The sequence below is a fragment of the Thiofilum flexile DSM 14609 genome (genome assembly GCF_000380185.1).
Classification (GTDB): domain Bacteria; phylum Pseudomonadota; class Gammaproteobacteria; order Thiotrichales; family Thiotrichaceae; genus Thiofilum; species Thiofilum flexile.
Map to the genome: position 1 here is coordinate 56810 of NZ_KB904791.1, position 16783 is coordinate 73592.

Here is a 16783-nt window from a genome sequence, read left to right on the forward strand (position 1 = left end):
TAAGCAATACAATTGCTCCATTAAACATTACAGCGAGCTTGTTGAATGTCTCAAAAGCAAGATAATGATTCTGGTGTAGTGGTACAAGAATCCCGTCCGAAGGTGAAAGAACCAACACGATTTAAAGTTATACTATTAAATGATGATTTCACTCCCATGGATTTTGTGATTGAGGTTCTACAAACATTCTTTCACCTCGATCACGAAGCCGCAACGCGTATCATGTTACTGATCCATACTAAAGGTAAGGGGGTTTGTGGTGTATATACACGCGAAATAGCAGAAACTAAGGTTGCTCAAGTCAACCAATTTTCAAAGGAAAACAGTCATCCCTTATTGTGTACGATGGAAGAGGCGTAAATATCTATGTTAAGTGCAGAAGTCGAATACTCCATCAATGCGTTATTCCGTGACGCACGCGCAAAGCGCCACGAGTTTGTAACGGTTGAACATCTATTGCTAATTATGCTGGATAATCCTAGTGCAGCCGACGTACTACGCGCCTGCCAAGTAGACATACCAGCCTTACGAAACGAAATTAAACAATTTGTTGACGACAATACCCCCCTGATCCCTAATGGACAGCAGGAGCGGGACGTTCAGCCTACCATCGGTTTTCAACGGGTCATTCACCGTGCTGTTTATAGTGCTCAATCTACCCGTAAAGGCGAAGTGACTGGCGACATGATTTTGGTAGCTATTTTTGGTGAGCCGGAATCACATGCGGTTTTTTTCCTGAAACAGCATAATGTCGAGCGTCTAGATTTAGTCAACTACATCGCTCACGGTATCCGTAAAGGCGACAACTCCGATGAGGAGCGTGATTTTCAGGATTCTAGCACGCACTCAGCAGAAGCCAGTGGCGAAGAGGGCGGCGATAAACCCCTAGAAAAATACGCGACCAACCTTAATCAACAAGCCTTAGAGGGTAAAATTGATCCTTTGATTGGGCGTGATAATGAAATTGAGCGCACCGTTCAAGTCCTCTGCCGCCGCCGTAAAAATAACCCCTTACTAGTAGGTGAGGCCGGTGTGGGTAAAACAGCCATTGCTGAAGGGTTGGCTAAGCGCATTGTAGATGGTGAAGTACCCGAAATCCTAGCAAATGCCGTGATCTACTCTCTTGACCTCGGTGCTTTATTAGCAGGTACTAAATATCGCGGGGATTTTGAAAAACGCCTCAAAGCGGTGATTAATCAGCTAAAACAAGAAACTAATGCCATCCTGTTTATTGATGAAATCCACACCATTATTGGGGCGGGTGCGACTTCTGGCGGCACCATGGATGCTTCTAACTTGATTAAACCCGTGCTTTCTAACGGGGAAATGAAGTGCATTGGTTCAACTACCTATCAAGAGTACCGCAGTATCTTTGAAAAAGATCGTGCGCTGGCGCGTCGGTTCCAAAAAATTGATGTGGTTGAGCCTAGCGTGGATGAAACCTATGAAATTCTCAAAGGTTTGAAAACTCGCTTTGAAGAGCATCATGATGTGCGCTATACCCAAACCGCACTCAGAGCAGCGGCTGAGCTTTCCGCTAAATATATCAATGATCGTCATTTGCCGGATAAAGCCATTGATGTGATTGACGAGGCAGGGGCTAATCGACGTCTAAAACCTGTGGCTAATCGTAAGAAAACCATTTCGGTAGGCGATATTGAAGAAATCATCGCCAAGATTGCTCGTATTCCGCCTAAGACTGTATCTAGTTCGGATGTGGATGTATTACGCAATTTAGATCGTGATCTAAAAATGGTTATTTTTGGACAAGATGATGCGATTGTACAACTCACCGCCGCGATTAAAATGGCGCGTTCGGGTCTGCGTGAAGATACTCGTCCGATTGGTTCCTTCTTATTTGCAGGACCTACTGGTGTGGGTAAAACCGAGGTCACTAAACAGCTCGCTCAACGCTTAGGGATTGAGTTCTTACGCTTTGATATGTCGGAATATATGGAGCGCCATAGTGTCTCACGTCTGATTGGTGCGCCCCCTGGTTATGTGGGCTATGACGAAGGTGGCTTACTCACGGATGCCGTGAATAAACATCCGCATGCGGTGTTATTACTGGATGAAATTGAAAAAGCTCATCCTGATGTATTCAATCTACTGTTACAAGTGATGGATCACGGGACTTTGACCGATACCAATGGACGTAAAGTCGATTTCCGTAATGTGATCTTAGTCATGACCAGTAACGCGGGGGCGGAGAATATCAGCCGTAAATCCTTAGGGTTTGCCCATCAGGATCATACTAGTGATGCGATGGAGGCGGTCAAACGCATGTTTAGCCCTGAATTCCGCAATCGTTTAGATGGCATTATTCAGTTTAACCCATTAACCGAAACCGTCATTAAATCGGTCGTCGATAAATTCATTATCCGTCTTGAGGCACAACTAGAGCCTAAGAAAGTCACTCTTATTGTGAATGAGGATGCGCGTGAGTGGTTAGCGAAAAAAGGCTATGACCGTCTCATGGGTGCTAGACCGATGGAGCGGGTGATTCAAGAGCACATTAAAAAGCCTTTAGCAGAGCAAATACTCTTTGGTGAGTTAGTCCATGGTGGACGTGCTGAGGTGTTTGTGTGTGAAGATCAAGACGATTTATGCTTGAAATACATCAGCATGCAACAAAAACAACCTGAAGAGGCCGCTGTTTAATCTTCTTTACTTTCATGGATACCCAGCTAATCAGTTGGGTATCTGATAGGGATAAGATAATCCTAAAGAGGACTACGTTACCTTGCTTGATGGTAGTGCTAGCTATTTACTACGATAGCTGATGCGCCCTTTGGTTAAATCATAAGGGGTCAATTGCACCGTTACACGGTCGCCTGTTAATATACGAATGTAGTTTTTACGCATACGCCCCGAAATATGGGCAATCACTTCATGATCGTTGTCTAATTTAACGCGGAATGTGGTATTAGGTAGTGTATCGACTACAGTCCCTTCCATTTCAATATAATCTTCTCGTGCCATAACTCAGTTACTAATTAAATGATGCGCGTATTATCGCTTGACTTGCCGAGATGACAAGTTCTTTTTACGTTAAGCGCGTGATTTAGCGTTTTGTTTCGATTAGGATAGCTAAATTTACTAACTTTTATAGGGTTATGGAGGCTAACTGTGGCTATTGCGGCGCTCTTTCCGGGGCAAGGTTCACAATCGGTGGGTATGTTAGCAGAATTGGCTAATAGTTTTCCTATTGTGACCGATACCTTTCAACAAGCATCCGACAGCTTAGGCTACGATCTATGGCATTTGGTTCAGGAAGGACCAGACAGCGACTTAAATAAAACCACGATTACTCAACCAGCTATGTTAACAGCAGGTGTTGCGGTATGGCGGGTGTGGTTAGAGCAGGGTGGGCCAGAACCTAAAGCGGGAGCTGGGCATAGTTTAGGTGAATATTCTGCATTAGTAGCTGCCAATTGTTTGGATTTTACCCATGCGGTACATCTAGTAGCCGAGCGGGCACGCCTAATGCAAAGTGCTGTGCCAGCAGGAACGGGAGCCATGGCGGCGGTATTAGGTGCAGAGGATGAGCAGATTATTCAGGTCTGTCAGGATATTAGCGCTCAAGGAGAAGTCGTTGAGGCTGTTAATTTTAACTCACCCGGACAAGTAGTTATTGCGGGGCAAACGGCTGCTGTGGATAAAGCACTAGCTGCCTTAGTGGAGCTAGGGGCTAAAAAATCGGTAAAACTCCCGGTCAGTGTACCTTCACATTGCAGCTTAATGAAAGAAGCTTCGACTATTTTAGCCAAAGAGCTGAGTCATGTTTTATTAAACGCCCCCGAATTTACCGTGCTACACAATATTGATGCTCAAACGCGGAACAGCTCAGCGGGTGTGCGGGAGGCATTAGCGGAACAGCTTTATAGGCCAGTACGTTGGACACAAACTATTGAAGCCTTACGAGATCAATATGGCGCAACGCTATTGCTTGAGTTTGGACCGGGGCGGACATTGACGGGCTTAAACCGTCGCATTGATCGTAAACTAAACGCTTTAGCGATTTATGATAATGCGAGCTTAGAGGCCGCATTACAGGCAGCTAGTGAGGTTGCAGCATGAACTTATTTGATTTAACAGGTGAAATTGCCCTTGTCACAGGTGCAAGCAGGGGTATTGGACGAGCCATTGCCGAAACATTAGGGCAATACGGGGCTACTGTTATTGGTACAGCAACCAGTGAAGCGGGTGCTACTGCTATTAGTGAATATCTAGCACAGGCCGGTATTAAAGGCGAAGGACGTGTCTTAAATGTAGCCGATCCGACCTCTGTAGAGGCGTTCATGGCAGCACTTAGTACCAATCATGGAGCCGCCACTATATTGGTGAATAATGCGGGTATTACGCGCGACAATTTACTAATGCGGATGAAAGATGAGGATTGGGATGCGATTATTGCCACCAATCTCACATCGGTCTTTCGTATGAGTAAAGCCTGTATGCGCGGCATGATGAAAGCTAAAAAAGGCCGTATTATTTCGATTTCATCCGTTGTGGGTAGTATGGGCAATGCCGGACAAGCCAATTATGCCGCCGCTAAAGCCGGACTTGTTGGGTTTAGTAAATCGCTAGCCCGTGAAGTTGGCTCACGCAATATTACCGTTAATGTAGTCGCCCCCGGATTTATTGATACGGATATGACCCGTGAGTTAAATGAGGCTCAACGGAATGCCATGTTAGCGGGTATTCCTTTAGGGCGTTTAGGGCAAGCGCAGGAAATTGCGAATACTGTCTTGTTTTTAGCCTCACCGGCGGGTAGTTATATTACGGGTGAGACTTTGCATGTGAATGGCGGTATGCTAATGGTCTAAACCTTAGGATATTATGACAGCACCGTTATTATTGTGCTAATTTTGTTATTATTCTTGCTGGCGAGCGTGCCTAGTTTTCACTAGAATACGCCGCTGTGAGTGTTGACCAGTTTTTTAATGAGGAAAAAATACTATGGGTATTGCAGAGCGCGTCAAATCAATTGTTGTTGAACAATTAGGCGTAGATGAAGAAGAAGTGAAGACAGAAGCTTCTTTTACAGAGGATTTAGGCGCGGATTCACTGGATATTGTTGAATTAGTTATGGCGTTTGAAGAAGAGTTTGGAATCGAAATTCCAGACGAGGAAGCTGAAAAAATTGCTACCGTGCGCGATGCTATTGACTATATCGAAGCACATAAACAAGAAGCTTAATTAGATTCGTCTTATCGGGTTGCAGTCTTTGGCTGCAACTACTATTGACCTGACTAAGGGGCGATTAGTTTGTCTAAACGACGTGTAGTAGTAACGGGGCTGGGTATTGTGTCCCCGGTTGGTTCTCAGTTAGAAGCCGCTTGGGATAATATCAAAGCAGGTCGCAGCGGTATCAACCGTATTAGTGCTGATTTATTTGATGCTAGCGCCTTTGCGGTACAGATTGCGGGTAATGTAAAGGGCTTTGAAGCCACTAATTACATTAAATCCAAAGATTTGAAAAAAATGGATACCTTTATCCATTATGGTATTGGTGCTGGCATTGATGCCTTTAAAGACTCTGGTTTAGAAGTCACTGAGGCTAATGCTGAACGTATCGGTGTATTAGTAGGGTCGGGTATCGGTGGTCTGGAGACTATCGAGCGTAATTATGAGGCTTTCCTCAATGGCGGCCCACGCAAGATTTCTCCTTTTTTCGTGCCTAGTAGCATTATTAATATGGTGGCAGGCAATCTATCCATCATGTTAGGTCTAAAAGGCCCGAATATGTCGATTGTCTCGGCTTGTGCTTCAGCGACCCATAGTATTGGGGATGCGGCTCGGATGATTGTCTATGGTGATGTGGATGCTATGCTCGCCGGTGGTGCTGAAATGGGATCAACGCCATTAGGTATTGGTGGCTTTGCTGCCGCTCGTGCCTTATCCACGCGCAATGACGCACCAGAGGCCGCCAGCCGTCCTTGGGATAAGGATAGGGATGGGTTTGTGCTAGGTGATGGCGCGGGCATTTTAATGCTAGAAGAATATGAGCATGCTAAAGCACGCGGCGCACGCATCTACTGTGAGCTAATTGGCTATGGTATGAGCAGTGATGCCTATCATATGACTTCACCCTCAGAAAGTGGGGAAGGTGCGGCGCGTTGTATGCGTAATGCACTACGTGATGCGGGTATTAACGCAGAACAAGTGGATTATATCAATGCACACGGTACGTCCACACCTGCTGGTGATAAAGCAGAAACGCAAGCGGTAAAAGCCGCGTTAGGCGATTATGCGTATAAGGTAGCCGTCAGCTCTACTAAATCCATGACCGGACATTTACTCGGTGCTGCAGGTGGTGTTGAGGCTGTGTTCAGTGTCTTAGCCATTCGTGATCAAGTATTGCCACCGACCATTAATTTAGACACACCTGATCCTGAGTGTGATCTGGATTATGTACCGAATGTCGCACGCGAAACTAAAGTTGATATTGCCATGAGCAATTCGTTTGGTTTTGGCGGTACGAATGGTACTTTGATCTTTAAACGTATCTAATGAGGCACGCTTACTAGTGCTGCATTACATCGCACAGGGCGAGTATTCACTACTGGCCCTGCATCAAACTCATCCTAAACTCTATCCCTTCTTACTCGAAAGTGTTGCTCATAGTGCTAATGCTCGCTTTAGTCTATTGTTTTGTTATCCACAGGAAAGGCTTACTAGCTCGATTCTGGGCGACAAAACTTTTCTAGAGCAATTACAAACCGCGTGGCAACAAGAAGCTATTAAGCAGGATGATTTAAGCCCACCCCTCTTAAATCATTTACCCTTTGCAGGGGGATGGTTTGTCTATTTAGGCTATGAGTTAGCTCAAAGCATTGAGCCGGTACTAAATCTCACCGCTGATCGCCAGCAATTACCCATTGCTTGTGCAGTGAGAATACCTGTCGCACTCATCGTAGATCACCATAGCCATACTACCCACCTCATAGCCGAGCCAACGTATTTAACAGAGTTTAATGAGCTAAAACAACAGCTCGCTAATTCACTAACTTTGAAGTCTATCGATCTTCAGACGGTAGCCATGCACGAGGACGCACCTGAGCAATTCATACACGGGGTAGAACGGTGTAAAGATTATATTGTCGCGGGTGATGTGTTTCAGGTGAATTTATCGCGGGCTTGGCAGGGGCATACAGCATTAAGTGCGAGTACCTTGTATCAGCAATTACGCCAAGCGAATCCCGCCCCCTTTGCGGGTATTGCAGACTTTGGTGAGTTTAGCATTATTAGCTCCTCCCCAGAGCGTTTAGTGCGAGTAAGCAATAATATCGTGGAAACGCGCCCTATTGCGGGTACGCGCCCCCGTAGTAACGATGAGGCAGAGGATGGACGCTTATTAGCTGAACTCATTAATCACCCCAAAGAACGAGCTGAGCATGTCATGCTCATTGACCTTGAGCGTAATGATATGGGGCGGATTTGTCGTTATGGCAGCATAAAGGTCGATGAAATGATGGTGTTAGAAAGCTATCAGCATGTGCATCATATTGTATCTAATATTCGCGGTGAGTTAGCGCCGAATATAACACCGAGCCAAGTCCTCAAAGCGGTCTTTCCGGGGGGGACGATTACCGGCTGTCCTAAAGTGCGTTGTATGGAGATTATTGCCGAACTCGAAAAAACCGGACGCGGAGCCTATACGGGATCAATGGGGTATATTAATCACAATGGCGCTATGGATTTTAATATTCTGATTCGTACCCTAACATTGAAAGATCAACAGCTCGTGTTTAGAACTGGCGCGGGGATTGTGATGGATTCTATACCGCATAATGAGTTGCAAGAAACGCGGCATAAAGCACGGGGCTTATTACGTGCCTTAGGACATCAGTATGCTTAGTATACCGGTAGATGATCGGGGATTAGCGTATGGTGACGGTTTATGGGAAACCATCGCCGTTAAGGATGGCATACTATTACTGTTAGATGAGCATTTAGCGCGTTTAGAGCTGGGGAGTCAGATACTCAGGATACGAGGATTAGACCTGATGGCTCTAAAGCAAGAGTTAGAGGAGTACTGCAAAGACACCGAGCGTGGGGTACTAAAACTCATTGTTACGCGCGGCAGTAGTCAACGTGGTTATAATCCAGCAGGATTAACGACTCCGCGTATTATCATACAACTCCATCCCGCCCCCGATTACCCGCGCAGCTACTATGAGCAAGGTATTACACTAGGCTTAGTGGCCGGTATACGTTTAGCCTATCAACCCTACTTGACAGGCCTGAAACATCTGAATCGTTTAGAACAAGTACTAGGACGAGCGGAGTGTGAAGCTCATTGGCAAGAGGGCTTAATGATGGATCATCAGCATTATGTCATTGAAGGTACCATGTCTAATGTTTTTATCTATACTCAAGAACAAGTACTTATCACTCCGTATTTGTCAGGCAGCGGAATTGAAGGCATTATGCGCGGACAAGTACTAAAACTCGCTCAGCAGTTAGGGATAGAGTGTCGAACTGATCTGCTGAGGGTGCAAGATATCTTGAGCGCTCGTAGTGTATTTGTAACTAATTCAGTGATTGGTTTGTGGCCGGTGAGGGAATTTAAGCAACAATCCTATGTCATAGCCGATACTATTCACACCTTACAACAGCAATTAAAACCTTACTGTTTATGAAAAAAGCATTATTAATTGGATTTAGCGTCGTTTTACTACTAGCGCTTATCGGCGCTGGCTGGGGTTATCAGCAATATACGCAATTTTTAGATACGCCCTTACCAATTGCGCAAACGACTCCTTTTACCATTAAACCCGGTAGTACCACTAAACGGGTGGCACAGGATTTGCGCCAAGCTAACCTATTGCCAGATAGTCCTTTTGATACGGCAGAGTTCTTTTTTCAAAAGCATGCTCAAGTAGCAGGTCATGCCAGTAAAATCAAAGCAGGGGAGTATGAGTTAGTGCCCGGTATGACAGTGGATGACATACTCAAACGCTTCACCTCTGGGCAAACGGTGCAGTATCAATTATCGATTATTGAAGGCAAAGCGTTTAAAGATATTATGCGCACCATCAAAAATCACCCTGATCTACAACAAACGCTAACTGATGAAGATTACGCTAATTTAATGCCACTCTTGGGGCAAAATGACTACCCTAATCCTGAAGGCTGGTTTTTCCCTGATACCTATCATTTTCCGCGTAATATGACGGATAAGGAATTTCTCCAGCGTGGTTACCGCACCATGTATGATTATTTACTAAAAGCTTGGGACAAACGTGAGCCTAATGCTCAGATTAAAACACCTTATGAAGCCTTAATTCTCGCCTCAGTAGTGGAAAAAGAAACCGGTGTACCTGAAGAGCGCCCCCTAATTGCCGGATTATTTCTAAATCGCTTGGCTAAAGGGATGTTATTACAAACTGACCCTACTGTGATTTATGGTCTAGGTGATCAGTATGACGGTAATTTACGTAAGGTCGATCTACAACGTGATACACCCTATAACAGCTATACTCGTAAAGGCTTGCCTCCTACACCGATTGCTACACCGAGCAAAGCTGCGATTGATGCGGTGATGCATCCCGCTCAAACCGATGCCCTATACTTTGTCGCGACGGGTAATGGTGGACATAATTTTTCTAAAACCTATGCCGAGCATCAAAGAGCGGTTGCGAGTTATTTAAAAGAACTTCGTAACCAAAGAAATCAACAAAAACAACAGGCTGCTGAACCTAAAACCACGGATGAGAATAGTGAGGTGGTGGATAGTATCGAAACCACAAACCAGCCTAATACTAATGCAGAGGTCATTGAACTACAGGTGCAAGAATGATGCGAGGTCAACTGATTACCTTTGAAGGGGGCGAAGGAGGGGGAAAAAGTACCCAATTACCCCTTGCCGCTGCCTATTTGCGAGAGCAGGGACTGGAGGTAATCACGACCCGTGAGCCGGGGGGAACCCAGATAGGAGAGGCTATTCGCGGTGTATTATTAAATCCCGACCTACCGCCCATGCACCCGGATACTGAGTTACTCTTAATGTTTGCGGCGCGTAATGAACATATTCAAAGCGCTATTCTACCTGCTTTAGCGCAGGGGACATGGGTATTATGTGATCGCTTTACCGATGCCACCTATGCTTATCAAGGGTTTGGGCGGGGTTTAGATCAAGCACGTATTGCCCAATTAGAGACATGGGTGCAAGGTGTTTTACGTCCAGATCATATCTTACTATTTGATTTAACAGTTAAAACTGGGATGCAACGTGCCAAAAAACGCGGTGCTATGGATCGTTTTGAGCAAGAATCCTATGATTTTTTTGAGCGTATTAGAGTAGGGTACTTAGAACGCGCCAAAACGTATTCGCAACAATATCGGATTGTGAATGCTGAGCAGGCGCTTGAGCACGTGACTCAGCAAATGATTCAGTATCTGGATGAGTTTATCGCTGAGGTAGGGCAGTGATATACCCTTGGCATCTCTCAACTTGGCAAATCATTCAACGCGCAAAACAGGCGGGGCGTTTACCCCATGCCTTGCTCTTGAGTGGGGAGCAGGGTTGTGGTCATGAAGCCTTTATGGCGACATTAGAGCATAGTTTATTATGCTCAACCCCAACGGCTGAAGGATTTGCCTGTGGTCATTGTCGTAGTTGTGAAGTGTATCAGGCGGATGCACACCCTGATAGCTTATGGATTAAACCTGCCGAAGACAAAACGACTATTAGTATTGATAGTGTACGCGAGCTAGGACGTTTTTTGACCCTGAGTATTAGCTATAGCCCGGTACGAGTGGCACTTATTAGCCCCGCTGAGGGCTTAAATGTTAATGCGGCCAATAGTCTCTTAAAAGCACTAGAAGAGCCGACACCTAATACTCATTTACTCTTATTAAGTTACCAGCCCGGATCACTCTTACCCACGATTAGAAGTCGCTGTCAGCACTTGCGTTTACCACTACCTAGCACTGAGATGGCGCTAGCATGGCTGGAAACACAGACTTTGACTCACGAGCCTAGTGCCTTATTAAGTCAAGCCTTAGGTCGACCTTTGTATGCTGTCACTCTAGACCAAGGGGAGCAAGTGACCCAGCAGCAAGTATTTATGACGCAACTCGCTCAGGTACTGAATGGACAGGGGAGTTTGCCAACGTTTGCGAATAGTTGGCAGAAGTATTCACGTCATGAAATACTCGATTGGCTATATGTGATCTTACAACAACACTTAAAAGCCCACTATGGAGCAGGTGAGCCATTAAATCATCCTTTATCCGTTTGGTTAAGTAGTTGTTCTAGTAAACAATTATGGCAATTAATGCAGCATTGGCAAGCCTTAAAACCTTTGGCAGATCATCCCATTAATCAACACATTTTTATCGAAAATATGGTTGCTCAATGGCAATTAGTTAAATTATAACAATAAGTTAAATTATTATGTCTACTGTTGCAATACCTCCTAAACGTTTAGCTTTATTACTGGATAGTGCAGATAATTTATACTGCCATTATATGCCGCATATTAAGGACGGTGGTTTATTTGTGCCGACTCAAGAAGGGCTAGAGTTTCATGAGCAAGTGGTGATCCAAGTATCCTTACAGTCGGAAAATAAGAAAATCCTCGTACCCGGAGTGGTGGTTTGGATTACACCGCCGAATCACGCTAAAGGTGGTGTAGGTGTACGCTTTGCCGGAGAGCAAAAATCCACGGTGAAACGTTATATTGAAACCTTGATTGGCAAACGGATGTTAAGTCCTAGTCCGCATTTAGTGCCTGTATACTAATACGGATACAGATGGGGTAAATTTTAGCAAATTACGCTGGTAGTTGTTCCATAAGCATAATTACTACATTTCACCATAATGTATATTATGTTAAATTATGCCTAGATTATAAGCCTACTCCCACTTTCGTACCTTCTTCCTCTAGGCTAACACCTCTAGAACTCTATTGCCCATGAAGTGCATAAATGTTGGGATACTGAATTGCAAGACAGGATTTATTTGTATGCACAGATATATGTATGAATGATGGCTACATGTAGCCATTTATAGTTAGCGTAAATGCATATAGCTTTTACAATCCAGTACTGGCTACTGGCTACTGGCTTACCGCTTCACGGATGAGCTTGTAAGCGAAGCTAAAGTGTTGATGCCTCAAACCTAATAGACTAGCACTACCTACCCTTTTCTAGCCGTTTGTAATCTGTTCAGTATCTACCATGATACTGCTTTCTAGAAGGTGTTTCTTCACAATTCTAATATCACAAAATAGATAAATATAATTAAATCAAATAGTTATGATGTATTCTTAATGTAGTTTGTTACATATTATAATGGTATTTATCATTAATACTATAGGTTATAGTGTACTGATTTTTGCAGTCTAAGTTTAAGAAATGATGCCATCGTTTTTGAGTTCACTCAGCGCTCGTATTGGTTTAGTGGTTTGGGCGGGATTTATTAGCGCTCTATTATTAGCCGCTACGGTATATTATCTACAGCAAGCCCCTAAAAGCACCCCTACTCATCAAGAGTTACTGAAACCTCAACATATCACCGCTCCCCTTTTGGTCATCCCCTACGTAGAGCATTTTGTTAGTGTGGAGACGGTAACGGATAAAGACGGTACGGCTAAGGTGATGAGTAAAGACGTTTATACCGATCACACAACAGTACTTCTGCCCCTAGAGTTATATATTCGCACCACGCTTAATACCGATAAAACCGCTTTAGTCATTATAACTGGCAAATTTGACTATCAACCCCTCACCCCCGCTAACCCTGATAATGAGCGCAATATTCGTTGGGATAAGGCTCAGTTACTGGTCGGAATTAAGGATTTAACAGCCTTACAAGATCCGATAAAAGTCTTTTGGAATAATGACCATCTTGATCCCCAAGCGGATACTCAAGCGCTACCCGGTCTTGGCGCGGGTTTTCACATTCTCCTACCAGAAACCAAAGAACAAGCCCGTATCCAAAACTTTGAAATTCAATTGCCACTACAATTAGGCAATACCCTCTCTTTTACGCCTGTGGGACAAAAAAATGAATTAACCATGTCCATACCTAATACACTCAATATTCAAAATTTGGGGGCACGTAAGCCGCTGACTAAGGTAGCGAATGCTAATAACTATTTATGGACGTGGCAGATTCCGGCCTTAATACGGGGCTATCCCAACGCTTGGATTCAAGATCAGACAAAACCCTTCGATTTGCACCAAGCTCCTTTTGGGATTGAACAAAAGCAAACCAATCCGCTAGAAATGGCTTGGGGGCGACTGATGCAATGGTGTTTTCCTTTGCTAGGGCTAGTATTAGGAGTTGCCTTGGTATTAGAACTACTATCAGGTAGAACTTTGCATTGGGTACATTACACCCTCTTGGGTACGAGTATTAGCCTAATGTATTTATTAATTATGGCCTTAGAAGCCCTCTTCCCTTTTACCCGTGCCTTGCAGCTCAGTATGTTTGTATTAGTAGGCTTTAATAGTGTCATCCTAAGTCTATTACTAGGTAGACGAGCCTTAGTGATTGCTAGCGGGTTGTATGCCGGGGTAGTGATCAGTTTTTATTACCTTATCACTGCTCCCGTGTATGGCATACTAGGTTTGGTTATGAGTGCCGGGGTATTAGGACTATTACTAATACTAGGCTCGATACGCTATCTACATCCCTCTGAATCGGCAGACCCCGAACTCGATGATTAGCGTAGATTACAACGCATCGGCTCATTGCTGGGTAAAAAGCGCTGTTGCTGTCTATTATAACGGTAAATACGATAACAAGGATTCGTGCCACCGTAACTAATACTAGTTAATAGTGCCAAGTCTCGAACTTTATCATTATTAAAGTCGCCATACTTAATATAGCCCCCTTGGTATTCTTGCCATAAAAAAGTATCCAAGGGGGCGACGGGTTTTAAGGGTTGATTATTAATACTCACTAATACCATACGATCAGCGACGACCACTTTGGCTTGAGTCAGCGGTGCCACTTGAAATTGTGCAACAGGTCTACGTTCTGCGCCCCAAGCCGAGTGGATCGAGAAAAACACTGTTAATAAAGTTATGATGGGAATTTTCATCGTATTGTCCTAGTCTAAACTCAAAAGTCTTGGTAATTTAACTAAATCTTCTCAATATTTGATAGAATGCAAGTAAGGGATACAACTAATGCCTACAAAGCAACCTTTTTTGAATGGTATAACACAAGCTCTGCATAAGACTGTGACCTATTACCAAAATGGATCGCCTCCATTGCCAACCCCAACACCCTCGGTTTCCTTTAAACAGGGCTTGGGTATTTTGATGTTAGCCACCCTAGTAGGCTGCAGTGGCGGCGGTAGCCCGACTCCGACTCCGACTCCGACTCCGACTCCGACTCCGACTCCGACTCCGACTCCGACTCCGACTCCGACTCCAGCAACAGGAAAACTTTCTTTTGACGCGAGTGCAACTAGTTTAGGTCTATTACCGTTGGGTAATGTGAGTTATACCACCGGCTCAACCACGGCAAGTACCACAAGTGATGGATCCTTTACCTATGTAACAGGTGATGCGATTTCATTCACCCTCGCCGGTACAACATTTAGTACGACTGCACAGGCATCTATCACCCATAAGCAACTCGCTAGTGCTTTATGCTCTGGTTCTAGTGTGACGAACTGCTCCCAATATGTAGCGTCTAATATTCAGAACTTAGTAACTACACTCGATACTGATGCCAATAGTACGAATGGCTATACCCTTTCTACTACCCAACAGAGCACTTTACCCAAGTTAGACTTTACCAGCTCTACTGCCGTCTTTTATGACACGCTGCAAGCAACGGGGCTTAATATCATCCCTAGCTTTACGCCTTTTTTAGGGATTAACACTGAAGAGCCACAGCCAGAGTCTGATACGGTTGGAGGACAGGCACTACCCTTTGTTGATGTGTTTCGGGTTGCACGCCCCTTTACCGAATACTCATGCCCTGATATTACTTACGATAGTAATGGGTGGCCGACCACTATTCCGGCGAGCTGTGCCTCAGGGGCGAATACTTTCTTACGCTCGGCGACCACGGGGGCGTTGCGTAATGTGCCAGTAGGGGCGATTCCTGAGGGACAATATACGGTCTTATATGAAGGCTCTGGTACACTCGCCTACTCTGGGCTAGCACGCGGAACGAATACCCAAACGGGGCGCGATGTGATTGATGTAGCGATTAGTAGTCGCTCTACCTCGGATCAGGCCGCCGGGATTCGCTTACAAATTACCGCTACTGACTCCGCAAATCCTATTCGCAATATTCGCATTGTGATGCCCGGTGGGATTTGTGCTAGCAATCTGTATAAACGTGTTAACAGTAGTGCGGATTGCTCTCTTGGTGATTATCAGTCGTTTGAGACCTCATTAGCGAGTCGCAATACTATTGTATTTAATCCCGATTATTTGCGTGAGATACGTAATTTTAAAGTATTGCGTACCATGAACTTAATGAAAGCCAGTCCTTCACGCTTGCCGGTCGTGACACTCTTACCGCTGAAAGATAGTAGCAACGCCTATATTTATGATAGCAATGGCGATCCCACTTATAGTGCCGATCGGAGTAAAGCGAATAGCTCCTGTTATTACAAATCTACTTCAGGCACTGCTAAAGACCCGGATGGTACGAATAGCACCTATGAGAAAAGTCTGAATACAGAATACTATGACTGTATTTTACAACCCTTTACATGGGCAAAACGTAGCACTTTAGATAATGCTGTTTGGGGTGGTTCGGGGGTAACACCACTATTAGCTCGCTATGGGCGTGGTATGCCGCTAGAGGTGATTATTCAATTAGCCAATACGCTCAAAGTCGATCCTTGGTTTACTATCCCACATAATGCTGATGATGATTATGTGCGCCAATTTGCCACCATGGTGAATGCTCGTCTGGATTCCACTCTCAAACCTTATCTTGAATATAGTAATGAAACGTGGAATGGGATTTTCTGGGCCGCTGAGTATGTGCGCAAAAGAGGTATGGATTTAAGCCTAAATAGCAATGAGTTCTGGGCGGGGGCGTATTATACCTCTAAGCGCTCTAAAGAAATATTCCAAATCTGGGCGGATGTATTTGGCAGCACTAGCCGTTTCCATCGGGTATTAGGCAGCTATTACGCTAATACGGATCTATCACGCAATATGCTGAGCTATGATGGCACGGCGGGTGTAACGGATATGCTAGCTATCGCCCCCTATTTCCGTGGCTGTTGGAATCGTATACCGACGGGGTGTGTAAGCACTACCGATGTTCCTAAGGTATTATCTGAAGCGACCAGTGCGGATGATGTGTTTGCTATTATCAATAATGCTAAAGATCCTTATGGAATGTCAGCCATTCTAGCCAAAATCACTGCACAACAAGCCGTAGCCGCCGCCAATAATGTGAGCTTAGTCGCCTATGAGGGTGGGCAACATTTAGCGGTTGATTGGACTGATACCAGTTTAACGACTGCCCAAAAGAATGCGCTACGTACTGTATTTGAAGCGGCTAACCGTGATGCACGTATGGGTGAAGCTTATACTCAATTACTCAATGGTTGGAAAACAGCCGGCGGCAAGCTCTTTGTAGCCTATACCATGCCACAAAGTTTCCACCAATGGGGTAGCTGGGGGATTATGGAGCATCTGAATAAGCCTCGTGCCGAATCACCGAAGCAAGATGCGCTGCTGCAATTCCAAGAAACACAGCTAAAAGCTTGGTATTAGAGCCTATGGTCTAATGCCGCGCTACATACAAAAGCCCCGATCTGGGGCTTTTGTACGAATGGGC

16 protein-coding genes are annotated in these 16783 nt (G+C 44.8%); 14 read left to right on the top strand and 2 right to left on the bottom strand.

Annotation, left to right across the window (positions count from 1 at the left end):
• Nucleotides 1-45 precede the first annotated feature (45 nt).
• A complete protein-coding gene (gene clpS / locus A3IK_RS0114240; RefSeq protein ID WP_020560656.1) occupies nucleotides 46-360 on the top strand; it encodes an ATP-dependent Clp protease adapter ClpS in 315 nt (104 codons plus the stop codon).
• Nucleotides 361-366: 6 nt separating this feature from the next.
• Complete coding sequence (gene clpA / locus A3IK_RS0114245) at nucleotides 367-2661, top strand: ATP-dependent Clp protease ATP-binding subunit ClpA (RefSeq protein WP_020560657.1); 2295 nt, start codon at nucleotides 367-369, stop codon at nucleotides 2659-2661.
• A gap of 102 nt (nucleotides 2662-2763) precedes the next feature.
• On the opposite strand, the gene infA is transcribed toward clpA, so the two are convergent.
• Nucleotides 2764-2982 (bottom strand): translation initiation factor IF-1, encoded by a 219-nt coding sequence (gene infA / locus A3IK_RS0114250; RefSeq protein ID WP_020560658.1) that lies wholly within the window; start codon nucleotides 2980-2982, stop codon nucleotides 2764-2766.
• 147 nt (nucleotides 2983-3129) lie between these two features.
• On the opposite strand from infA, the gene fabD reads away from it, so the two are divergent.
• From fabD to A3IK_RS0114305, 11 genes are all read left to right on the top strand, one after another.
• Nucleotides 3130-4080 (top strand): ACP S-malonyltransferase, encoded by a 951-nt coding sequence (fabD, locus tag A3IK_RS0114255; RefSeq protein WP_020560659.1) that lies wholly within the window; start codon nucleotides 3130-3132, stop codon nucleotides 4078-4080.
• Nucleotides 4077-4829 carry a 3-oxoacyl-ACP reductase FabG gene (gene fabG, locus A3IK_RS0114260; RefSeq protein WP_020560660.1) on the top strand — a complete coding sequence of 251 codons (753 nt, stop codon included), beginning with the start codon at nucleotides 4077-4079 and terminating at the stop codon, nucleotides 4827-4829. Before fabD ends, fabG begins: the two co-directional genes overlap by 4 nt.
• Before the next feature lie 133 nt (nucleotides 4830-4962).
• Nucleotides 4963-5202, top strand: coding sequence for an acyl carrier protein (gene acpP / locus A3IK_RS0114265; protein ID WP_020560661.1), 240 nt, complete (start codon nucleotides 4963-4965; stop codon nucleotides 5200-5202).
• A gap of 69 nt (nucleotides 5203-5271) precedes the next feature.
• Nucleotides 5272-6516: a beta-ketoacyl-ACP synthase II gene (fabF, locus tag A3IK_RS0114270; RefSeq protein WP_020560662.1), complete on the top strand. Its 1245-nt coding sequence runs from the start codon at nucleotides 5272-5274 to the stop codon at nucleotides 6514-6516.
• A 16-nt stretch (nucleotides 6517-6532) separates the two neighbouring features.
• Entirely contained in the window at nucleotides 6533-7864 is a 1332-nt protein-coding gene (locus A3IK_RS0114275; protein ID WP_020560663.1) for an aminodeoxychorismate synthase component I, read from the top strand.
• Complete coding sequence (gene pabC / locus A3IK_RS19605; protein ID WP_020560664.1) at nucleotides 7857-8648, top strand: aminodeoxychorismate lyase; 792 nt, start codon at nucleotides 7857-7859, stop codon at nucleotides 8646-8648. The genes A3IK_RS0114275 and pabC overlap by 8 nt, the downstream gene beginning before the upstream one ends.
• The gene (gene mltG, locus A3IK_RS19610; protein ID WP_020560665.1) at nucleotides 8645-9808 is read left to right on the top strand and encodes an endolytic transglycosylase MltG; all 1164 of its coding nucleotides are present in this window, start codon (nucleotides 8645-8647) and stop codon (nucleotides 9806-9808) included. The genes pabC and mltG overlap by 4 nt, the downstream gene beginning before the upstream one ends.
• The gene (gene tmk, locus A3IK_RS0114290) at nucleotides 9805-10440 is read left to right on the top strand and encodes a dTMP kinase (RefSeq protein WP_020560666.1); all 636 of its coding nucleotides are present in this window, start codon (nucleotides 9805-9807) and stop codon (nucleotides 10438-10440) included. The genes mltG and tmk overlap by 4 nt, the downstream gene beginning before the upstream one ends.
• Nucleotides 10437-11390 carry a DNA polymerase III subunit delta' gene (gene holB / locus A3IK_RS20490; RefSeq protein ID WP_020560667.1) on the top strand — a complete coding sequence of 318 codons (954 nt, stop codon included), beginning with the start codon at nucleotides 10437-10439 and terminating at the stop codon, nucleotides 11388-11390. The genes tmk and holB overlap by 4 nt, the downstream gene beginning before the upstream one ends.
• A 17-nt stretch (nucleotides 11391-11407) precedes the next feature.
• Complete coding sequence (locus tag A3IK_RS20495) at nucleotides 11408-11755, top strand: PilZ domain-containing protein (RefSeq protein ID WP_020560668.1); 348 nt, start codon at nucleotides 11408-11410, stop codon at nucleotides 11753-11755.
• Between the two features lie 614 nt (nucleotides 11756-12369).
• Nucleotides 12370-13686, top strand: coding sequence for an inner membrane CreD family protein (locus tag A3IK_RS0114305; protein ID WP_026220987.1), 1317 nt, complete (start codon nucleotides 12370-12372; stop codon nucleotides 13684-13686).
• On the opposite strand, the gene A3IK_RS0114310 is transcribed toward A3IK_RS0114305, so the two are convergent.
• Nucleotides 13683-14063, bottom strand: a complete 381-nt coding sequence (locus A3IK_RS0114310) for a hypothetical protein (protein WP_020560670.1) — start codon at nucleotides 14061-14063, stop codon at nucleotides 13683-13685. The two genes, A3IK_RS0114305 and A3IK_RS0114310, sit on opposite strands and share 4 nt — an antisense overlap.
• 88 nt (nucleotides 14064-14151) lie before the next feature.
• Between A3IK_RS0114310 and A3IK_RS21595 the strand changes: the two genes are divergently transcribed.
• The gene (locus A3IK_RS21595) at nucleotides 14152-16719 is read left to right on the top strand and encodes a hypothetical protein (protein ID WP_020560671.1); all 2568 of its coding nucleotides are present in this window, start codon (nucleotides 14152-14154) and stop codon (nucleotides 16717-16719) included.
• Nucleotides 16720-16783: the final 64 nt, after the last annotated feature.